The sequence below is a fragment of the Nocardia sp. Marseille-Q1738 genome (assembly GCF_965283145.1).
In genome coordinates, this window is record NZ_CBDIMS010000001.1 from 1,265,152 (window position 1) to 1,284,154 (window position 19,003).

Below are 19,003 nucleotides of genomic sequence, written 5' to 3' on the forward strand. Positions count from 1 at the left end.
TGGCTACCCAGGACTTTCGTATGCCTGCCGTCATCGAAACGGAAACGTTGCCAGCCACTCGCCGTGGGGGTTCGGTGTTTCCCGTAGGCAACGCCCGCAGGCGTGATCGGTCGGAATCGGGTATCCGAGCGCCGCCGTGGGCGCCGGCTACCGGAGTCCTTTACCGACCCTACGAATGGCGGGTTCCGGTCGCACAAGGCTCTCGGTTACGACTCGGCATCCGGGTCAGGGGGAAGCACGCCGGTGACCAGGAAGATGACCCGGCGGCCGATTTCGACGGCGTGGTCGGCGAAGCGCTCGTAGTAGCGGCCGAGCAGCGTGACATCGACTGCGGCGGCGACGCCGTACTTCCAGTCCCGGTCCATGAGCAGCGTGAAGAGGTGACGGTGCAGGTCGTCCATCGCCTCGTCGTCCACGTTCAGTTGCGCGGCGCGCTCGGGGTCGCGGGTCTCCAGCACTTCCCTGGCGCCCGCCCCCATGTTCACCGCGATGCGGCCCATCTCGGCGAAGTAGCCGTTGACCGCCTCGGGCAGCGCGTGATTCGGGTGGCGCCTGCGCGCGACCTTCGCCACATGTAGCGCGAGCGCGCCCATCCGGTTCACGTCGCCGACGATCTGGATCGTGCTCACCACCTGCCGCAGATCACCCGCAACCGGGGCCTGCAGCGCGAGCAGGGCGAAGGCCTTCTCTTCGGCGTCCTGGATCAGCTCGTGGATCCGGTCGTACTCACTGATCACCTGCTCCGCCAGAGCGAGGTCGGCCTGGAGTAACGACTGGGTCGCCCGCTCCATGGCCGAGCCGGCCAGGCCGGCCATCTCGCCCAACAGATTGGCGAGTTCGGCCATTTGCTCGTTGTAGATGACACGCATGAAAACTGACACTAGTTCGCCGCGCTGACCAAGTCACGAACATGGAGTGAATGACCGGTGCGAACAGTTAGCGCGTATGTTGCCGCCAGAGGAAACCGCGCCAGGTCCGCGTCGCCGATCCTGCTGCGGAGCGTAGAAAATGTGATCCGCATCGCACAGCCAACGCGATTCTGGGCGGGGGTGCCGGTAGCTTCCGTCCATGGCTGGATCGCTGGTGTTTGCAGTCATCTGCTGTGTGATGTGTCCGGATCTGAGGTCAGGCGACCGGTGTCACCCCGAGAACTCCAGTGATGACCGGCTCGCACAGTCACCACCGAAGTTCGGCTGGAACTAGCTGTAAATGCGGAACCCCCAGGCGTCGCCGTCGCCGAACGAACTGCCGTTGGGGACGAATTCGCACCTGTCGCTTACGCGGCTTCCCTGGTCTTTATGCCACTGACGGTTCCGTTCACAGGTCTGTTCCGTGTCGTACTGCCACCACCCGTCGGCTTGGGCAGGACCTGCGAACAATGCCAAGGCGGCTGCCGCTGCAGTTGCTCCGAAGATTAGTTTGCGTACCACTGAACTCCCCTCCTTGTTGATGATCAACGTTCTGGACGCTAGCACCCGCCGAACCGAGGTATCGACCGAATACTGTTGCGGGATAACGGGACTCGATATGAAGCTGAGCTCTGTCGGTGAGTTGGTGCCTAGCGGAGCGCCCGTCGCCTACTTGCAGATCTCTTCGGCCGCGTTGACGTGTTCCAGGTCCGAGGGCAGCACGGTCGGCGTCGAATCCTTCGAGGTGCTGGTCGCAACGTTGGTGATCGTGTCACCGACCGGGGTCGGTGCCTTCACGGTGACGCCGGTCGTCGAGTCCGCTCCAATGACGACCTCGACGATGCCGCCGAGATCGTCGGCGGCCTCGATGGTCGCGCCGGGGATCGCGGTGGCCACGGTGGCGGCCTCGGCTTCCAGGCCTGCGGCGTAGCGGACCTTCGTCGTCGCGGAGTTGCCGTTGGCGTAATTACCGGTGTTGTAGATCGTGAAGCCTTGGTTGCCGAGCTTGGTGGCGGCCGTGCGCGCCAGACCCTCGTATCCGGAGCCGTTGGACACCAGCAACGAGACGGTGGAGGGATCCACCGCCGTGTATTTCGTCGGTGTCGGCGTGGCCGGGGTAGGAGCGGGTGTGTCCTTCGGGACGGTCGGCTTCTCTCCCGGCAGCGGCTGATCATCGCGGATCGCCTTGAAGATCGCCTTGATGTCGGATTCGCGGGGGATCTCGTTGCCGTAAGAGGTGGTGCCCGCGGTCGGGACGGTGATGAAGGTAACCGTGCCCGCATCGATCTTCTGCAGCGAGCGGCCCAGCATCAGCAGATCCTCGGGCTTGGTCTTTTCGTCGACCACGGTGTGATCGGTGAACTCTTTGATGAAACCGTTCAGTTTGCCCAGATCGAAGAGCACCTTGCTCGCCAGTGCACCGCGCAGCAGCGAAGCGAGGAAGCGTTGCTGCCGGTTGATCCGGTCGTAGTCGCTGCGTTCCTCGCCGTAGACGTGCCTGGCTCGCACATAGTTCAGTGCGGTCTCGCCGTTGACGCGCTGTTTACCCGGCTTCTCAAGGATGGTGCCGAGTACATCGTCGACCAGCGGTCTGGTCGCGCAGACCTCGACGCCATCGATCGTATTGACCATTGTCTCGAAGCCGGCGAAGTCGATGCCGATGAAGTGGTTGATCGACGCGCCGGTGAGACGCTGGATCGTGGAGACGAGGCACGGCGGGCCGCCGAGATTGTAGACGGCGTTGAGCTTGTCGCCCATGGCAGACGGGTACTTCTCGTCGGTGCTTCTGTTTTTCTCATTGTCCCACCCGGTGCACTGCGGCCTGGTCACGTCCAGGTCGCGCGGGAAGGAGACTACGACGACCCGACTTCGGTTCTTCGGGATGTGAACGAGCATGGTGGTGTCGGCGCGGGAGCCCTCGGCGTCGTCCAGCGTGCCTGCGCCGAGCTTGCCGTTGGCGCCTGCGCGCGTGTCGGTACCGACGAGCAGGTAATTCTCGTCGCCGAGCTGGGCATTGGAATCGACGATGTCCTCTGAGTTCTCGTCGAGGGCGGAGACCTGGGTGAAGCTGTCCGAGGTCGACCGCATGTAGCTCCAGCCGCCACCGGTCGCCAGGAGAACCAGGACGGCGACCACCGCCATCCCGGCTCGGCCGATGGTCCGCAGGCGCTTGTTCCGGCGTTCGCGGGCGGCCGCCAGGCGGGATTGCGCGGGTGTGCCCACCGGCTTCGGTTGGGCTTTGCCTTCCTTGGTCGGCCAGCCCGCGCCCTTGCGCTTGGCGCGGGTCGGCTCGGTGAGCGGGGGAAGAACGTCGGTGACTTCTTCGGCCTGTTCCGGCTCCGGGCGGGCGGGGGGACCGGAGCGCTCGGCTGGACGACGGTTCGCGGTGCGCGAGGCAGGGGCGGCGTGTTCGCCCGCGATGTCCTGGACCACCGGAGAACTGCCGGTGGGTCGTGCCGCGGGCGTGTCGGGGGCGCGGCGTGGGCCTGCCGCGGCGCCGCGGCCATTGGCGGCGTCCGGAGGGCGGCGGGCGGGCTCTGGGGAGCGTCGGGGAGCGTCCTGGCGTGGCGCGGGCTCGGCGCGATGGCCTCGTCCCGGTGCGGGGCCCGCGTCCGGTAGTGCCGGTTCGGCGCGGCGGCCACGGTTCGGCGCGTCACCGTCCTGTGGCGCGGCCGCCCTGCGGCCCCTTCGCCCGGCACGCTCGTTGTCGACCCGCTGGACGAGATCCTGGACCGTGAGCGGTGCGGAACCCTGGTCGGGAGTGGCGTCGGTGTGCCGCGAGCGCCGGGACGTCCGTGTGGCGTCTCGTTCGGGGTTATCCGCCGCGGGATACCGCTCCCACGGGGCACGACCTCCGGGCCGTGGCGAACGCCCGTGCCGATCGTCACCCACCAACGAACCTCGCTTTTCGTCTTACTTTCCGCCTCAGCCGTACTCGACCGGCAGCACCGATTCCGCAATGATAACGATTCCGCCACGGCGAGCCACCCGAGTGCGAAACCGGCGAGGTCACAGCGGTGTTTGGCAGCGCGGTTCGCTGCGGGATTGCCCGATCATCCGCCGCTGTGCATCACATCGGCGGCTTGCGGCACCGCTGGATCGTCGGGGTCGTCGAGCCAGCCGTGCGGCAATGCGACCTTTCCCGGCGAACCTTGGCGCCCGCGTGGGCCTTCGGCGTCCTTGGGGAAGGGTGCGGTCGGGTCGAGTTGTCCGACAAGGTCTTCCAGTTGGGTGAGGCTGCCGACGGTCGCGAACGCGCGCCGGAGATCGGCGCCGACCGGGAATCCCATCAGATACCAGGCCATGTGCTTGCGCAGGTCGCGCATGGCTTTGTCCTCGCCGACATGCTCCGACAGCAGCGTGCCGTGCCGATACAGCACGGCGCCGACCCGGCCCAGATCGGGGGCCGCGGGCAGCGGCTCGCCGCGCAGCGCGGCTTGCAGTTCGGCGAACAGCCACGGTCGGCCCAGACAGCCACGCCCGACCACCACGCCATCACAGCCCGTTTCGTCCATCATGCGAACGGCGTCGGCGGCCGAGAAGATGTCGCCATTGCCGAGCACCGGGATTGTGGTGACGGCCTCCTTGAGCCGCGCGATGGCGGTCCAGTCGGCCTGGCCGGAGTAGCGCTGCGCGGCCGTGCGCGCGTGCAGGGCCACCGCCCGCGCGCCTTCGGCTTCCGCGATGCGTCCCGCGTCCAGGTAGGTGAGGTGCTCGTCGTCGATGCCGATTCGGAACTTCAGGGTCACCGGCACGCCCGCCGGTTCGGCCGCGTCCACCATGGCGCGCACGATGCGGCGGAACAGCGTCCGTTTGTAGGGCAGCGCCGCGCCGCCGCCCAGCCGGGTGACCTTGGGCACCGGGCAGCCCAGGTTGAGGTCGATGTGGTCGGCCCAGCCTTCGCCGACGATGATCCGCACCGCCTCGCCGAGCGTCGCCGGGTCCACGCCGTAGAGCTGCATCGAGCGCGGGTACTCGTCGGCGTCGAAGGACATCATGTGCAGCGTCTTCTCGTTACGCTCCACCACGGCGCGCGCGGTGATCATCTCGCACACGTAGATCGAGGTCGGGCTGCCGAATTCCCGGCACAACTTGCGGAAGGCCAGATTCGTGATGCCCGCCATCGGCGCCAGCACGACCGGCGGATCGACCGGATACGGCCCGATCCGCAGCGCTGCCTTCGCCTCGGTAGTCATCGTCACGCCGACCAGTGTCTCATTTCCGCACGTAACTCGGCCGGTACGGGTGGCCGGGTCGGGAAATGTCCTGAGGAGCAATGTCACCGGCTCGAACCCAACGTTCGGACAACGCCGCAAAGCGCCGCCGTCCGAGTCCGGACGGCGGCGCGGTTGCGTCAGTGTGGTCAGCCGACCGTGCTGCCCGCCATCTGGCGCTCGCGCTTGGCGGCTTCGCGGGCGAGCATGCGGTCGCGCTGCTCCTCGAACTTGATCACGTCCTTGGCCAGCTTCTCCAGGAACAGGCCGAGGCGCTCGCGGACCGCTTCGCCGCGCGCGGTGAAGTCGGTGCGTTCGAAGATGCTCCACTTCTTCAGCACCGGCTGGACGACCTCCTCCAGGTGCTGGCGCAGGTCGTAGATGCCGTGCTTGGCCATCAGCACACCATTGCGGCGGAAGTTGGGCATGCCAGCGCCGGGCATCTGGAAGTTCTCCAGGATCAGCGTGATGGCCTCGATGGCCTGGTCGGGCGCGAGGTCGAGGGCGGCGCCGCACATGTTGCGATAGAAGATCATGTGCAGGTTCTCGTCGGCGGCGACGCGCTGCAGCATGCGGTCGGCGATCGGGTCGTCACAGACCTTGCCGGTGTTGCGGTGGCTGACCCGGGTGGCCAGCTCCTGGAAGGTGACATACGCGACGGAGTGCAGGAATCCGGCGTCGGCTTCGGCCGGGGAGGCGAAGCCGTTGGTCATGTGGACCATCCGAGCTTCTTCCAAGGCGACCGGATCGACGCCGCGGGTGACGACCAGGTAGTCGCGCATGACGATGCCGTGGCGGTTCTCTTCGGCGGTCCAGCGGCCCACCCAGGTGCCCCAGGCGCCATCCTGGGAGAAGTTCTCGGCGATCTCCCGGTGGTAAGAGGGCAGGTTGTCCTCGGTGAGCAGGTTGGTGATCATGGCCGCCTTCGCGACCTCATTGAGGCGGGACTGCTCGGGATCCCAGTCGATGCCACCGAGTGCCGCGAAATTGCGGCCGTCGTCCCACGGGACGTAGTCGTGCGGGTGCCATTCCTTTGCCAGAGAAAGGTGCCGGTTGACGTTTTCTTCGGCAACCGGCTCCAACTCCGTCAGAAGCTCGAGTTGAGTCAGATCCCTTGCCATGTATGAACCCTTCAGTGTGTGCGTCCGGTCGTGCTGGTCATCCCAAGGTAGACCGATACCGATGCGGCCATACCTTACGGCACCGTAGGTGTGATGCGAAACGCATCTTTTGGACGATCGATGCCCTGGTGATACTCGTCATACGACGTCTCAGCCGTTCAGTGATCCACACGAGTGTATGGGGTCAGCCCGCACTAAGGGGACTATCGGCGCGCTGTTCGTGGCGTTAGCTCGAGTGCGGTAACGCACAATCCACTGGAATCACAAACGCCCCGCCGCCGCGGACCGCGGTGGGCCGTGCCGTGCACGATCAGGTCCGCGTGCTCCCGAGTGTGGTCGGCGGCGAAGTGGCGTCCTCGCCGCCATCCATTGCTCCCGGACCGGCAGTGCATGCGCGCTCGCGATTCGGGCCACGGACCAACCGGGACCGCTCCTCCACCCGAAGTGCCGGCGAAACCGGTCGCGCATGGCTGAACGAGCCGAGTTCTAGCTCATGCGAACCGCCCATCTCCTCGGCCGGCCGCACCATCCGTTTGCTTCCGCAGGGCACGTGTCCGCCGCCGGACAGTCAGCGCACCTTTGTGCCTTTCCTCACAATCGGACCGGTCGCCACTCGTCGCGAATCCTCATAGCTCAGGCATTCATGGTCGCGGTTCGGCGTTCCGTCCGGTGGCCCGGCGACGGGGCTTGGGGTGCCGTCGGCATCCGAACGGGCATTGGCCGGAGGGCGGTCGGCACGGCTGACGCCCGGGGTGGCATGTGTTCGCTGATGCACGGTGCAAGAGCTGGAGTCGGCATCGGCGTGTCCCCATTAGTAAGGGATAACGAAGCGGAGAACTCCTGAGAAACCAGGTCGGGCGCCCGGATGACCCGGACGCCCGACGAGTGTGCCCCCAGTAGGGCTCGAACCTACGACCTGCGGATTAAAAGTCCGTAGCTCTACCAACTGAGCTATAGGGGCGCGGAGGACCAGTGTAGTGCGATCGGGGGCCGATGCCCCAATCGGGGGAGTTCGTGTCGGTGGGGTGTGGTGGATGGGTGGGGTCGGCGGGCGGTGTGGGTGCGTCGCGCGATGCCGCGGGCGGGGTAACGCGGCGCGCGCAGGCGACGATGCAGGCGGTAAAACATTTGCCACCCAGCTTTGTTCATCTTACCCAGATCTGGATATCATCCAATCATGTTGGCTGACAATGTCTTTGGATTTGCAGGGGGTGAAGGGCCCTGGCCGGGCAAGGCTCGCGGACCGGGTTGGCCGGTGCGGCGTCCGGGGCGATCGGTCACTCGGTCTGCCGGCTGGCTCGGGTGAACATCGCTGGGCCGCTGGCGAATTCACGCGGCCGCCGGACGATGAGGTTCGGTTGCGGAATATTTGCTGTAACGGAAAGCGGAATCGGATGGCTGCCTGACTCTTCGGTTTGCCGCGTGTCGCATCGAGATTCCGGGTACGGTGACGCCTTGGTGAATTCCGAAAGAATCGCCGACTCGGTCGGCGCGACGGAATTCAGCTTGTCGTTGCTGTGTCCGAAGGCGTCGCGGTCGGCTCGGTCGGCCACGGCTCGGCGGAACTCGATGCCGCAGGAGGAGGCAGATCCGAGACGAAGAAATGCCCGGATGCGCACCCCCTGCGGCGCACCCGGGCAGGAAAACTATACCAGCCGGTGCGTTTCAGGTTTTTCGCGAGTTTTCGTACCGAAGGTTTGAAATCGGGCGGAAACCCGGTTTGCAGTATTGATAAAACTCATGAATTCGTGCCAAGGGACCGTTCCTTTGGGAGTGGCTGCTTGGCGGCGAGTAGGCTTCGGAGGCGTTTCGAGCATGGCACGGCAGCAAGAGCGGGCCCGCCGGACACGGGCGGCGATTATCAGGTCCGCCGCCGTTGAGTTCGGGAAGAGCGGCTATGCCGCTGCATCGCTCAACCGCATACTGGAAGGGTCGCGTGCCACCAAGGGCGCCATGTACTTCCATTTCGATTCCAAGGAAGACCTCGCGCGCGCGGTGCTGGAGACCGCCGTGGAGCGCTACCGCGTCTCCGCTGAGCGCTGGCTCGCGCGAGCGGATCTCAGCCCGCTGGACATCCTGCACGGGATGGTCGACGAGATCGCGTTGCGGCTGGAGCACGACATCATCGTGCAAGCCGAGTATCGCCTGATCATCGAGCCGGATTTCTACCGCGACGTGCAAGCGGGCGGCGGGCGCATCCTCGGCCGCACGACCAGGGTGCTCACGGTCCGCGCCATCGACCACGGGCAGCTGCGTGCCGATGCCGACCCCGACCGGTTCACCCGCACGCTGGCGGCGGCGCTGGCCGGTCAGCGGTACATGGTGGACCTGCTCGGCGGTCAGGTCGATCTGCGGTCGCGTTTCGAGGAGGCGCTCGAGGTGGTGGTTGAGGCGATGGCCACCCTGGAGTGGCTGCAGAAGTTCCGCAGCGACGGCTGGGGCGCGCAGGCCCGGTTGGAGGAGCTCGGTTTGGGGCTCTGACCAGCCGGTTTGGGATTCGAGTCCGGTCTGTCATAAGCTATCCCAGCTCCCAACGGACAGCCGTTGAAAGCCGGTCCGGAGAAATCCGGGACGAGCCCCCTTCGTCTAGCGGCCTAGGACGCCGCCCTTTCAAGGCGGTAGCGCGGGTTCGAATCCCGTAGGGGGTACGATCTGCGGATCGTTGGTAGCAGAGCATGGCCCTGTGGCGCAGTTGGTTAGCGCGCCGCCCTGTCACGGCGGAGGTCGCGGGTTCGAGTCCCGTCAGGGTCGCAGTTGAGCGCCGGATATTCCGGCGTTTGGCGTATGGCATTCACCTCGGGTGCCTGCGGCCAGGTAGCTCAGTTGGTACGAGCGTCCGCCTGAAAAGCGGAAGGTCGCCGGTTCGATCCCGGCCCTGGCCACTCCGCTCATCGTCGGCTCATGCTCATGGAGAGCATGAGCCGTTTTCGCTTCGTCATGTCTTGTGGGGGTGCAACCCCCACACCTGCCCGGCGGGCTTCGCCCCGGACCCCCCTTCCAGTGGTTGCGTTGCGCGGGTCGGTCCAGTTCGAGTGTTCCGTGGTTGCATGGGGTGGGCGGTCCCATTCGAGTGTTTCTGCCAGGCCAATCGAATACCGCGATGGGGACACGGTCAGAAGGTCTGGTTATCGGAGTGCGCGACTCGCCGCGCAGGTGGATCATGCAGCCGTGGCGTGCGTCGATCGAGCTGACCGACTCGCTCGCTCGCGGGTGTGGCGAATCGCATAGTGCCGCAAAGGGCTTCATGACAGGGGCGACGGTGGTCCACCGCGGCGCGGGTAGGCTGGCGCGGCCATGTCGATCCTTCTCCTCGCGCTTGCGGGGTTCGCCTTCCTCGATTCGCTGGACGTGCTGCTCATCGGCGTCACCACGGCCGTCGTCTACGACAGCAGGCTGGTTCGGCGCTCGCCGCTGGTCGGCGGTCTGAGCCTGCTTGCGGGCGTCTTCGCCGTCACCACCGCCTTCGGGATCTGCACGATCCTGGGAATCGGCTTTCTGAGCGATCTGGTCGACTTCGAGATCACCCCGGGGGTGCGGTATTGGGGCGAACTCGCTGTCGGCGCGGTACTGATCGCCCTCGCGGGCATTCGGATGACCGGAACGGCTGACCCGAAACGGGGGACGGCATTGCGACGGCAACCCTGGTTACTCGCCGTGCTCGGGGTGGCGATCGGTATCGCGCAGGCGCCGACGGCGGTTCCTTATCTGGCCGGACTCGCGATGATCTCCGCACGCGATCCGCTACCTACCTTGTGGCCGCTGATCATCGTCGCCTATTGCGCGCTGGCATTGCTTCCGCCGTTGCTGATTCTCGGCCTCGCCATGCGGCGCACGATCACAGCGCGCCGTGTGTATCGAAAGGTCGTTCGCATTCTCACCACATATGGACCGACTTCGGTGCGGATACTCTTCGTCGTGTTCGGTGCGGTTCTGATATGCGACTCACTCATCTATTACCGAAGTCTCTGGTAGATCTCGGCAGCGAATTGCGGTCACCGGCACACCGCTACGGATGGGCGAACACGAAATCGGGATGCGGTGCGGTGCTGGGTGGGATGCTGGAGGTATGGCTGAGCGCTGGTATTACTGCTTGAAGCATAAACGAGCCGAACAAGGACGGCAGTGCTGGTTCCGCGATCGAATGGGGCCTTATCCGGACCGGGCGACGGCGGAGCGCGCGCTGGAAATCGCGCATGCCCGCAACGAGCGCGAGGACGCCCGGGATCGCGCCTGGCGCGAGGGGAAGTGACGCGCGCGGCGTCGGAAGTTTGCCTGTGCGGCAATAGATTTCGATCTGTCGCGGTGGATGGCCCGCCGCGCTGAATCGCTCGCGGTGAATTCCCTTGTGGACCGGCGGCACGGCGGGGGAAAGTATTCCCCGGTCCGGCGAAGTTGATCTTGAGGCGCAGGTCGGAGGGCCGAGCGGCGTCGCGCCGGGTGCGGCCGCTCAGCCCGCGGTCAGGGGTATCGAGTACGGTTCTCCAGAACTCGACGAATGCTCGGTGGTCCTGGCGTGGGCTGCGAGCGGAAACCAGGATCAGCAGGGAGGGCGACCCTTGAGGGTTACCGTTGTTGTGCCGACCTACAACGAGCGGGAGAATCTACCGGTTGCGGTGGAGCGGCTGACCACGCTGCCCGTGCCCGACCTGCACGTGCTCGTGGTGGACGACAGCTCGCCGGACGGCACCGGTGAGGTGGCGGACAAGCTGGCCGCCGAGCTGCCGAACGTGGTCGGTGTGCTGCACCGGACCGAGAAGGACGGGCTCGGGCGCGCGTACGTCGCGGGCATCACGCGCGCGCTGGACGAGGGCGCGGACGTGGTGATCCAGATGGACGCCGACCTCTCGCATCCCGCCGAAGTCATCCCGGCCATGCTGGAGAAGCTGACGACCACCGATGCGGGCGTGGTGCTCGGTTCCCGCTACGTCCCAGGCGGTTCGACCGCCGCCGAGTGGAAGTGGTACCGCAAGGCGCTTTCGGCCTGGGCCAACTTCTACGTCAACCTGATTCTGCGCTTGGGCGTCAAGGACGCCACCGCCGGCTTCAAGGCATGGAAGGCCGACACCCTGCGCGCCATCGACGTCGCCTCGATCCGCAGCAATGGGTACTCCTTCCAGGTCGAGATGAACTATCGCACGATCAAGAAGGGCGTCACGATCGCCGAGGTTCCGATCCGGTTCGAGGAGCGAACGCTCGGCGCCTCCAAGATGAGCCTCAAAGTGCAGCTCGAGTCGGCACTGATGCCGTGGAAGCTGCTGTTCGGCCGCACGCTCTGAGCACTACCCATATCCTCAGCCCGAGGACGACCACCGGCGCCGACACCGCGTGCAGGGCCGACCGGGCCAGGGTGGCAGGGGATCGAGACCGCAACGCCGCCGACGATCGCGATCGGGCGATTGGCGGCGGGAAACGCGGCGGGTGGCCGGCGCACACCTGGATGATCACTCGGGCCAGTCCAGGAGCGTGTCGATGAACAGCTGTCGCACCCGCTCTACGTTCTCGTCCAGGTCGTCGGGGTCCCATCCGCTGACATCGATGGGCTCGAGGATCGCCACGTCCACGGTCCCGGGCCGGGCCACCATCGCGTTGCGCCAGCAGATCTCGCCCGCGTTGCGGATCACGACCGGGATCACCGGCACCCCGGCCTGGATCGCGATGTGGAACGCGCCTTTCTTGAACGGACCGACCTCGGGGGTGTAGGAGCGAGTTCCCTCGGGGGACACCGCGATCGACAGTCCGTTTCGCAGGGTTTCCACAACCGGTCGTAGCGCCGCCTTCGCCAGCGCGGTGTTCGAGCGATCGATGAACGTCACCCCGGCGAAGCGCATGAGGGGCCCGAACACCGGATTCTTGGTGAGCTCCTTCTTCCCGATGCCGGTCACGCCGCCGCCGAGCACTTTCGGCACGATGATGATGTCGAACTGGCTTTGGTGATTGAACAGGAAGACGGCCGGTCGTGGTGATTTCGCGTGCTCGGCGCCGGTGACCCGGAGGTGCACCCCGGCTATGCGCAGCGTATTGCGCGCCGCCTGCGCCATCAGTGCGTCGGCCATCTGCTGGCGGTCTTTGGTCGGAGCCTTCGACGCGACGCCGAAGAGCGCGCCGCCGAGCAGTCCGGCGAAGCCGGCCGCGGTGCGGGCGTAGTCGCTCGCGCGCGGAGAGCGGCGCGGCCGGAAGCTCAGCTTCGCCCAGCGACGCCGGTCGGCGATTTCGGCCAATGCGTCATCGGGGTTCACCGCCACCGGATGGCCGACCAGCGACAGCAGCGGCAGGTCGGCGATGGCGTCGGCGTAGGCGTAGCTGCGTTCCAGATCCACGCCCTGCGCGGCGGCGAATTCGGTGACCGCGTCGGCCTTGCCGCTGCGCCACAGCGTCTTTCCGTCGGGGTAGCCGGTCAGCACGCCGTCGTCGGCGGCCATCGGCGTGTAGCGGACGTGCGCTATGCCCAGCTGCGTCGCCGCGGGCAGCACCTGGAACCTGGTCAGCGAGCTGACCAGCAGCACCGTGTGGCCAGCTGCCCGGTGGGTCCGGATCAGCTGCCACGCTTCGGGATACAGGTGTCCGTAGCTGCTCCGCCGGAACAGCTGCCTGCCCAGCTCGTCCAGGTCTTCTTCGGAGCGCCCGGCCAGCACTTCGGTGAGCTGCCGCAGGAACCGCGCGTACTCGCCGTCGGTCATGCCGTTGCGGATGCCGCCGAGCAGTACGTCCTCGGGCTTGCGGCGGCCGAGCGGCAGGCGTCGTCGCCCCGGGCCGTCGATGACCGTGCCTGCGAAGTCGAAGACCGCGGCGACGGTGGGGCCCTGCGGTCCGGAGCGGATGGCGGCGACCGCGGCGTCGAGGTCGGCGGGACGATCGCTCACCGCGGTTCCATGTTGCACGGGTCCAGCGCGACGGCTTGGGCGATGCGGACACCGATGACACGCAGGCGATCGGCGAATTCCGTTCTGCGCTCGGTCAATTCCGCGCGACGCTCCGAGTCGTCCGACACTGTCGCCAAGAGGTCGTAGTTGTCGGCGAGCTTCAACGCGCTGGTGAACAACTCGGTGGAGACCGACTCCGGGCTGTGTAACCGCTGCTGCAGCATCATCTGCTTGCCGACGGCCACGCATTCGGCGATGAACTCCTTGCGGTCGATCGCGTCGCCCGGGTCCCGGGCGGCCAGCCGTTCCGCCACCACGAGTTGCGCGTCGAAGAAGGAGCGCAGTACGCGGTGGGCCATCATGAACCCGGAGGCGGTGAGCTTCCCCAGGATGTCCGAGCTCCGCGTGTCGCGGCGGGTGTGGTTGTACCAGTCCGGGTCCACCAGGAGCATCTCCGCGACCATTTGGTCGGCGAACTCACTGCGCTCGGGGAAGAAGAACTCGAATTTGAGCAGGTCACGCAGCCGGAACGCCTCGTCCCAGCCGGTTTTCAGCGCGTCGTCGTCCGCACCGATGTCGACCCCGGCGAGGATGGACAGCTCGAGAATCGCGCGGTTGACGAACCAGTGCACGGCGCTGTTGCGGTAGAACGCGGCCTCGAGGTGCGCGCCCGATTCGATCGAGTACACCGGTTCCAGCCCGCCCCGGTACACCGTGACGACCTTGGCCAGCGAGAGCTGCTCCAGCACGACGGCCAAGCCCTTGTCGTCGCGCAGGGCGTCGAGTTCGCCGCCGGGCAGCTCGCGTTTGTCGATGTAGCCCAGCACCGGCGCGAGCACGGTACGCACCTCGCCGAGGGTGAGGGCGCGCCCGTCTACGCCCAGCAGCGCGAGGGTGACCAGCGCGTTGACCGTGATCGGCGTGACCGCGTTGATCCCGACCGCGACCTCGAACGCCAGCCGCTGCACGGCCTTGCGTTCCAGCTCGGTGACTTCCGGTGGTTCGTGGTCGCCGACGATCCCGGCTTCGGTGCGGCTCGGCGGGATCGGCTCGATCCGGTGCAGTGGGATGGTCAGCGGAGGGGTGGTGAGTGGGTCACCGTGTGCCGCGAGCCGATCGCGGGCGGACAGCGGCTCGCCGAAGCGCACGTACACGTGCCCGGCGGAGTGTTGCTGGTTGCGGATGTAGCGCGCGAGCCAGGCCAGCCCCTCGGGTTTTTTCGTGCCGCCGACCTGCTCGGTGGCGATGGCGCCGAGTTCGTTGAGCCGCTCGTAGGTGATCGAAACCGGGACCAGCATGACATCGTCGACGCGATTCGTACGTACCGCCGCGGCTAGATAGTTCAGCAAACCGTAGCGCGGCGGGCGCAGCTTCCCGGTGCGGGTACGGCCGCCCTCGAAGTACCACTCCAGGTTGAAGCGCTTGGCCAGCAGGTAGGCGAAGTACTCCTCGACGACGGCCTTGTAGACTTCGTCGTCGCCGAAACTGCGCCGGATGAACACCGCTCCGGTGCGCCGCGCGATCGGGCCGATCGGCCAGAAGCTGAGATTCGCGCCACCGATCACATGGTTCGGCGGAAAGTCGTTGCGGGCCAGTACGTCCCCGAGCACGAACGCGTCGACGTATGACCGGTGCGAAGGCAGGAAAACCAGCGGGAAGCGGCGGTTCAGGTCGCGCAGCCCGGCGAGGCCGGACTCGTCGGAGTCCACCTTCCAAGTCGAGGCGTGCACCGGTCGCATGGCCTGGGTGAACAGATCGGAGACCAGCCTGCTCTGGGCGGCGACGAGTTCGCCCAGTGCTTTCTCCGCGCGGCGGTACACGTCGTGCGGACTCTCCCCGATCTGGTCGGCGATCAGCTCCAGCCTGCGCAGGAAGTCGGGGGAGTCGAGGATTTCCTCGGTGACCAGCCGGGGCACCTTGTACCGGTCGCCGATGATGGTGCGTTCGGCACGTTCGAGCGCCACTACCGCCGCGCGCACGATGGCGCGGGCAAAGGGCTCGGCGGTGCCCTTGTCGAACAGCGCCGCCGCCTCCGGGTTGTTCGCCCGCAGCTCGCTGAGCCGGGCGGGCGCGCCGGTCAGCACGACGTATCGGTCCGGCGACTTGCCGAGCAGCCTGCGCTGCGCCAACCGGTTGGGGTGGCGGGGGTTGGTCAGCAGAGCCAGGTCGCCGAAGGTGACGCGCCGCACCCCGTCGCGTTCCGGTGGCAGCCACAGCACCCGGATCGGCACCACCAGCGGATCGTCGCGCCTGCTGACCAGCTGGGCGGCGACGGCGCCCGCGTCCAGGTCCAGCTGGGTGACCGGGGCGTCGGTGCCGAACTGCGCGCCGATCCCGCCGTCGGCGAGCCACGTGCCGACGAGTTCGCGTTCCACCCCCGATGCGGCCTCGATCAGGGCCACCACCGACTGCGGTGCGGTCCCGGGTCGGGCGGTCGCGGGTGAATCGCCGCGGTGATCGATCATCGATGTTCTTCCCTCCGCAGGTGACGCTCTCCACTATTCAATCCCGCCGGGTCGATTCCGCGCAGGCAGTCGGGGCGGCGAGTTCGGGTGGGCATGGTCCGAGCATTGTGCGTGTGTGGGCGGCCCCGGGGCTCCCCAGTCGCGGTGAGCACAACAGCTTGCGGCGGAAGCAGTGGCCGGTTGACGGCCATGATGACGGGGTTTCTGTTGTGGCCCAGGGGATTACGCCCTAGTCCGCTGGGTGGCGGTTTCGAGATCATGTGGTCCACGGGTTGATCGGGCGGTTCACTGCTGTGGCCGCGAGCCCTCCGTACCGTTATACAGGTAATGCTAACCTTACCTGCACAAGTTAGGTCAGGGTAACCTTTGGAGGATCGTTGTCGACCACGGAACGCCTGCGGGTTGAGTATGTGACCGATCCGGCGGCAGCGATGTCCCAGCTGGCAGGGTCGGATCGGTTCGGCGAGTACGTGATGTACGAGCGTCCGGGGGAATGGGTGTTCGCCGCCGATCCGGTCGGCAGTGTCGAACTCGATGTGTGGGAGCTGCGGGTCACGTGGGAGGGGCAGAGCACGACCAGCCGCTGGGAAGGAAACCCGGCCGGGGTGATCGACCGCGCGCTCGGCGCGTTGCCCCTCGAAGGGCGGAACGCGTACGGCTGGATCGGATTCGAGTTCTGCGCGTGGGCGCTCGACGCCACCGAGTACCTCGATCCGCGTACCGCGCTGGCACACCTGATGATTCCCCGCATCGAGGTGCGCGTGGGCGAATTCGGTGTCCGGGTATCCGGAGCGACCCCTGCCGAGACCGGCGACATCCATGATCTGATCGCGCAGTCGCAGAGCACCGAACTCCCGCGGGCGCACCCGGCCGACATCCGCATCGACCCCACCGGCTACCGGGATCGGGTGTCCGAAGCGGTAGGCGAGATCCAGGCGGGGCGGTACCAGAAGGTCATCCTGTCCAGGAAGGTCGACCTGCCGTTCCCGGTCGATGTTCCGGCCACCTATCGGCTCGGGCGCGCGCACAACACTCCGGCGCGGTCGTTCCTGTTGCGGCTCGGTGGCTTGGAGGCGGCGGGCTTCAGCCCGGAACTGGTCGCCTCGGTGGACGACGAGCGCGTGGTGACCACCGAGCCACTGGCGGGCACCCGCGCCTTCGGTCGCGGCGCGGCGGCCGACCTGGCCGCACGAGCGGACCTGGTCACCGATCCGAAAGAGATCGTGGAACACGCGATGTCGGTGCAGACCTCGTTCGCGGAGATCGCGGCGGTGGCCGATCCGGGCACGCCCGCGGTGTCGGATTTCATGGCCGTGCGTGAGCGCGGCAGCGTGCAGCACCTGGCCTCCACCGTGCGCGGGCGGCTGGCCGCCGACCGGTCCAGCTGGGACGCGCTGGAAATGCTGTTCCCCTCGGTCACCGCCTCCGGTATTCCCAAGCGCGAGGGTGTCGACTCGGTGTTCCGGCTCGATCACGATCCCCGCGGTCTGTATTCCGGTGCGGTGCTGACCGTTTCGCCGACCGGTGCGATGGAGGCGACGCTCGTGCTGCGTGCGGTGTACCAGAACGCCGAGGGCGCCTGGCTGCGTGCGGGCGCCGGGATCGTCGCTCAGTCTCGGCCGGAGCGGGAGTTCGAGGAGACCTGCGAGAAGCTGGGCAGCATCGCGCCCTACGTGGTCAAGGCCTGAGCGGCGAAGCGAACGGGCAGCACACCGATGCCGCGCTGCCCGCCGGCTTTCCGGCCGAGTGCTGCTCACCCCGCGGCGCGCAGCGCCTTCTTGTCGATCTTGCCGACCGCGGTGATCGGCAGCTTGTCGCTGCGGCGCAGCACATCCGGCAGTTTGTAGGTGGCAAGCCCGCGGGCGGCGAGAAAAGTCTTGATCTCGGCGAGGGTGGGCATTTCGCCGTCGACGACGAGAACGGCGCAAACCTTTTCGCCCAGCGCGGGGTCGGGCAGTCCCACGGCGGCGGCATGCCGGACCGCGGGGTGGGCGAGCAGGTGCTCCTCGAGTTCGTCACAGGAGATGTTCTCGCCGCCGCGGTTGATCACGTCTTTGATCCGCCCGGAGACCACGAGATGACCGCTGGGCAGCCGGCGCACCAGGTCGCCGCTGCGGTAGAAGCCGTCCGGGGTGAACGCGCGCGCGTTGTGCTCGGGCGCCCGGTAGTAGCCACGTATCGTGTACGGACCCCGGGTCAGCAACTCGCCCTCCTCGCCGGGCGCGACTTCGTTGCCGTCGCCGTCCACCACACGAATCTCGTCGGCGGGTGACAGCGGCCTGCCCTGGGTGGTGTGCAGCAACTCGACCGGATCGTCGAGCCGGGTGTAGTTGAGCAGACCTTCGGCCATCCCGAACACCTGTTGCAGGGTCGCGCCCAGCGCGGGAGTCACCTCCTTCGCGTTGACCTCGGCCAGCCTGGCGCCGCCCACCTGAAGCAGACGCAGTGAGCTCAGGTCGGCCGCTTCCCATTCAGTGGCGGCACACCAGAGCTGGGCCAGTGGCGGCACCACCGCCGTGACCGTGACGCCGTGCCGCTCGATGGCGGCGAACGCGTTCTCCGGGCTCGGATCGCCGACGAAGGCCACCGCGCCACCGACGCCGACGGTGCCGAGAATGCCGGGGCAGGCCAGCGGAAAGTTGTGTGCGGCGGGCAGTGTCGCGAGGTACACGTCGTTTTCGGTCAATTCGCATACCGCGGCGCTGGAGGTCGCGTTGTAGACGTAGTCGTCATGCGTGCGGGCGATCAGCTTCGGCAGTCCCGTGGTACCGCCGGAGACCAGCATCAGCGCGATATCGCTCGGATCGATCTCGGGCAGCTCGCCGCCCTCGCGCGGAATCGAGTTCAGGTCCGTGAAGGGTCCAGGATCGCCGAGCACCAGGACGTGGCGCAGCGAGGGCACCGCGTCCCGCACGGTCGTGGCCAGTTCGCGGTAGTCGAAATCGCCGACCCGGTCGGCGACGATGTAGCCGGCCGCCTCGGAAAGCCCGGCCAGATGCTCGATCTCGGCCCGCCGGTGCGCGGGCAGGCTCAGCACGGGGATGATCCCGGCCCGCAACAGCCCGAACAGCACGGTCAGGAACTCCGGCACGTTCGGCAGCTGGACCACCACCCGGTCGCCGGGTGTGATGCCCAGCGCGAGCAACCCGTGGGCCATCCGGTCCGCCGCGGCGTCGATCTCGGCGTACGTACGCGGGCCTCCGGCGTCGAGTAGCGCGGGGCGCAGCGGATGCTGTCGTGCGGTCGCGCGCAGCAGTTCACCGAGCGGGCGACCGGTCCAGTACCCGGCGGCTCGATAGTCCGCGGCCGTGTGCGCGGGAAGAGGGACATAGCCGTCGCGATGCGGTGGCGACGCGATGGGTGTCGAAGTCACGGTCTGCCTCACAGAAAGTCGAGCCGAGGGTTACCTTAGATAGGTTAGGCAACCCTATTTCA

General features: G+C 67.0%; 13 protein-coding genes and 4 tRNA genes. 8 read left to right on the forward strand and 9 right to left on the reverse strand.

Going from position 1 to position 19,003, the window contains the following annotated elements; all coding sequences use genetic code 11:
- Positions 1 to 206: 206 nt before the first annotated feature.
- From phoU to ACWPXK_RS05840, 6 genes are all read right to left on the reverse strand, one after another.
- Complete coding sequence (gene phoU / locus ACWPXK_RS05815) at positions 207 to 869, reverse strand: phosphate signaling complex protein PhoU (RefSeq protein WP_454194938.1); 663 nt, start codon at positions 867 to 869, stop codon at positions 207 to 209.
- 708 nt (positions 870 to 1,577) lie between these two features.
- Entirely contained in the window at positions 1,578 to 3,800 is a 2,223-nt protein-coding gene (locus tag ACWPXK_RS05820; protein ID WP_454194939.1) for an LCP family glycopolymer transferase, read from the reverse strand.
- Between the two features lie 161 nt (positions 3,801 to 3,961).
- Complete coding sequence (gene dusB, locus ACWPXK_RS05825) at positions 3,962 to 5,104, reverse strand: tRNA dihydrouridine synthase DusB (protein ID WP_454195466.1); 1,143 nt, start codon at positions 5,102 to 5,104, stop codon at positions 3,962 to 3,964.
- Positions 5,105 to 5,271: 167 nt separating this feature from the next.
- Complete coding sequence (locus ACWPXK_RS05830; RefSeq protein WP_454194940.1) at positions 5,272 to 6,243, reverse strand: acyl-ACP desaturase; 972 nt, start codon at positions 6,241 to 6,243, stop codon at positions 5,272 to 5,274.
- Positions 6,244 to 7,131: 888 nt separating this feature from the next.
- Positions 7,132 to 7,204, reverse strand: a tRNA-Lys gene (locus ACWPXK_RS05835).
- A 316-nt stretch (positions 7,205 to 7,520) separates the two neighbouring features.
- The gene (locus tag ACWPXK_RS05840) at positions 7,521 to 7,796 is read right to left on the reverse strand and encodes a hypothetical protein (protein ID WP_454194941.1); all 276 of its coding nucleotides are present in this window, start codon (positions 7,794 to 7,796) and stop codon (positions 7,521 to 7,523) included.
- A gap of 262 nt (positions 7,797 to 8,058) precedes the next feature.
- On the opposite strand from ACWPXK_RS05840, the gene ACWPXK_RS05845 reads away from it, so the two are divergent.
- The 7 genes from ACWPXK_RS05845 to ACWPXK_RS05875 all read left to right on the forward strand — a co-directional run bounded on the left by ACWPXK_RS05845 (position 8,059) and on the right by ACWPXK_RS05875 (position 11,519).
- Positions 8,059 to 8,724 (forward strand): TetR family transcriptional regulator, encoded by a 666-nt coding sequence (locus ACWPXK_RS05845; protein WP_454194942.1) that lies wholly within the window; start codon positions 8,059 to 8,061, stop codon positions 8,722 to 8,724.
- A 94-nt stretch (positions 8,725 to 8,818) separates the two neighbouring features.
- Positions 8,819 to 8,891, forward strand: a tRNA-Glu gene (locus ACWPXK_RS05850).
- A gap of 29 nt (positions 8,892 to 8,920) precedes the next feature.
- A tRNA-Asp gene (locus ACWPXK_RS05855) sits at positions 8,921 to 8,994 on the forward strand.
- Between the two features lie 57 nt (positions 8,995 to 9,051).
- Positions 9,052 to 9,125: transfer RNA gene (locus ACWPXK_RS05860), tRNA-Phe, on the forward strand.
- A gap of 412 nt (positions 9,126 to 9,537) precedes the next feature.
- The gene (locus ACWPXK_RS05865) at positions 9,538 to 10,215 is read left to right on the forward strand and encodes a GAP family protein (RefSeq protein ID WP_454194943.1); all 678 of its coding nucleotides are present in this window, start codon (positions 9,538 to 9,540) and stop codon (positions 10,213 to 10,215) included.
- Positions 10,216 to 10,309: 94 nt separating this feature from the next.
- Positions 10,310 to 10,492, forward strand: coding sequence for a hypothetical protein (locus ACWPXK_RS05870; protein WP_454194944.1), 183 nt, complete (start codon positions 10,310 to 10,312; stop codon positions 10,490 to 10,492).
- Positions 10,493 to 10,799: 307 nt separating this feature from the next.
- Positions 10,800 to 11,519, forward strand: coding sequence for a polyprenol monophosphomannose synthase (locus ACWPXK_RS05875; protein ID WP_454194945.1), 720 nt, complete (start codon positions 10,800 to 10,802; stop codon positions 11,517 to 11,519).
- A gap of 165 nt (positions 11,520 to 11,684) precedes the next feature.
- On the opposite strand, the gene ACWPXK_RS05880 is transcribed toward ACWPXK_RS05875, so the two are convergent.
- Together ACWPXK_RS05880 and ACWPXK_RS05885 are read right to left on the reverse strand one after the other, a co-directional pair.
- The gene (locus tag ACWPXK_RS05880) at positions 11,685 to 13,103 is read right to left on the reverse strand and encodes an HAD-IB family hydrolase (protein WP_454194946.1); all 1,419 of its coding nucleotides are present in this window, start codon (positions 13,101 to 13,103) and stop codon (positions 11,685 to 11,687) included.
- On the reverse strand, positions 13,100 to 15,568 hold the full coding sequence (locus tag ACWPXK_RS05885) for a glycerol-3-phosphate 1-O-acyltransferase (RefSeq protein WP_454194947.1): 2,469 nt from the start codon (positions 15,566 to 15,568) through the stop codon (positions 13,100 to 13,102). The genes ACWPXK_RS05880 and ACWPXK_RS05885 overlap by 4 nt, the downstream gene beginning before the upstream one ends.
- A gap of 377 nt (positions 15,569 to 15,945) precedes the next feature.
- On the opposite strand from ACWPXK_RS05885, the gene ACWPXK_RS05890 reads away from it, so the two are divergent.
- Positions 15,946 to 17,256: a salicylate synthase gene (locus ACWPXK_RS05890; protein ID WP_454194948.1), complete on the forward strand. Its 1,311-nt coding sequence runs from the start codon at positions 15,946 to 15,948 to the stop codon at positions 17,254 to 17,256.
- Between the two features lie 65 nt (positions 17,257 to 17,321).
- Here the strand turns inward: ACWPXK_RS05890 and ACWPXK_RS05895 are convergent, their stop codons facing one another.
- Positions 17,322 to 18,941, reverse strand: coding sequence for a (2,3-dihydroxybenzoyl)adenylate synthase (locus tag ACWPXK_RS05895; RefSeq protein ID WP_454194949.1), 1,620 nt, complete (start codon positions 18,939 to 18,941; stop codon positions 17,322 to 17,324).
- Between the last annotated feature and the right edge of the window lie 62 nt (positions 18,942 to 19,003).

What these genes read in the sequence shown, in the direction of transcription:
- phoU (WP_454194938.1), bottom strand. Translation starts at nt 869, where the DNA reads ATGCGTGTCATCTACAACGAGCAAATGGCCGAACTCGCCAATCTGTTG.
- ACWPXK_RS05845 (WP_454194942.1), top strand. Translation starts at nt 8,059, where the DNA reads ATGGCACGGCAGCAAGAGCGGGCCCGCCGGACACGGGCGGCGATTATC.
- ACWPXK_RS05865 (WP_454194943.1), top strand. Translation starts at nt 9,538, where the DNA reads ATGTCGATCCTTCTCCTCGCGCTTGCGGGGTTCGCCTTCCTCGATTCG.
- ACWPXK_RS05830 (WP_454194940.1), bottom strand. Translation starts at nt 6,243, where the DNA reads ATGGCAAGGGATCTGACTCAACTCGAGCTTCTGACGGAGTTGGAGCCG.
- dusB (WP_454195466.1), bottom strand. Translation starts at nt 5,104, where the DNA reads ATGACTACCGAGGCGAAGGCAGCGCTGCGGATCGGGCCGTATCCGGTC.
- ACWPXK_RS05885 (WP_454194947.1), bottom strand. Translation starts at nt 15,568, where the DNA reads ATGATCGATCACCGCGGCGATTCACCCGCGACCGCCCGACCCGGGACC.
- ACWPXK_RS05870 (WP_454194944.1), top strand. Translation starts at nt 10,310, where the DNA reads ATGGCTGAGCGCTGGTATTACTGCTTGAAGCATAAACGAGCCGAACAA.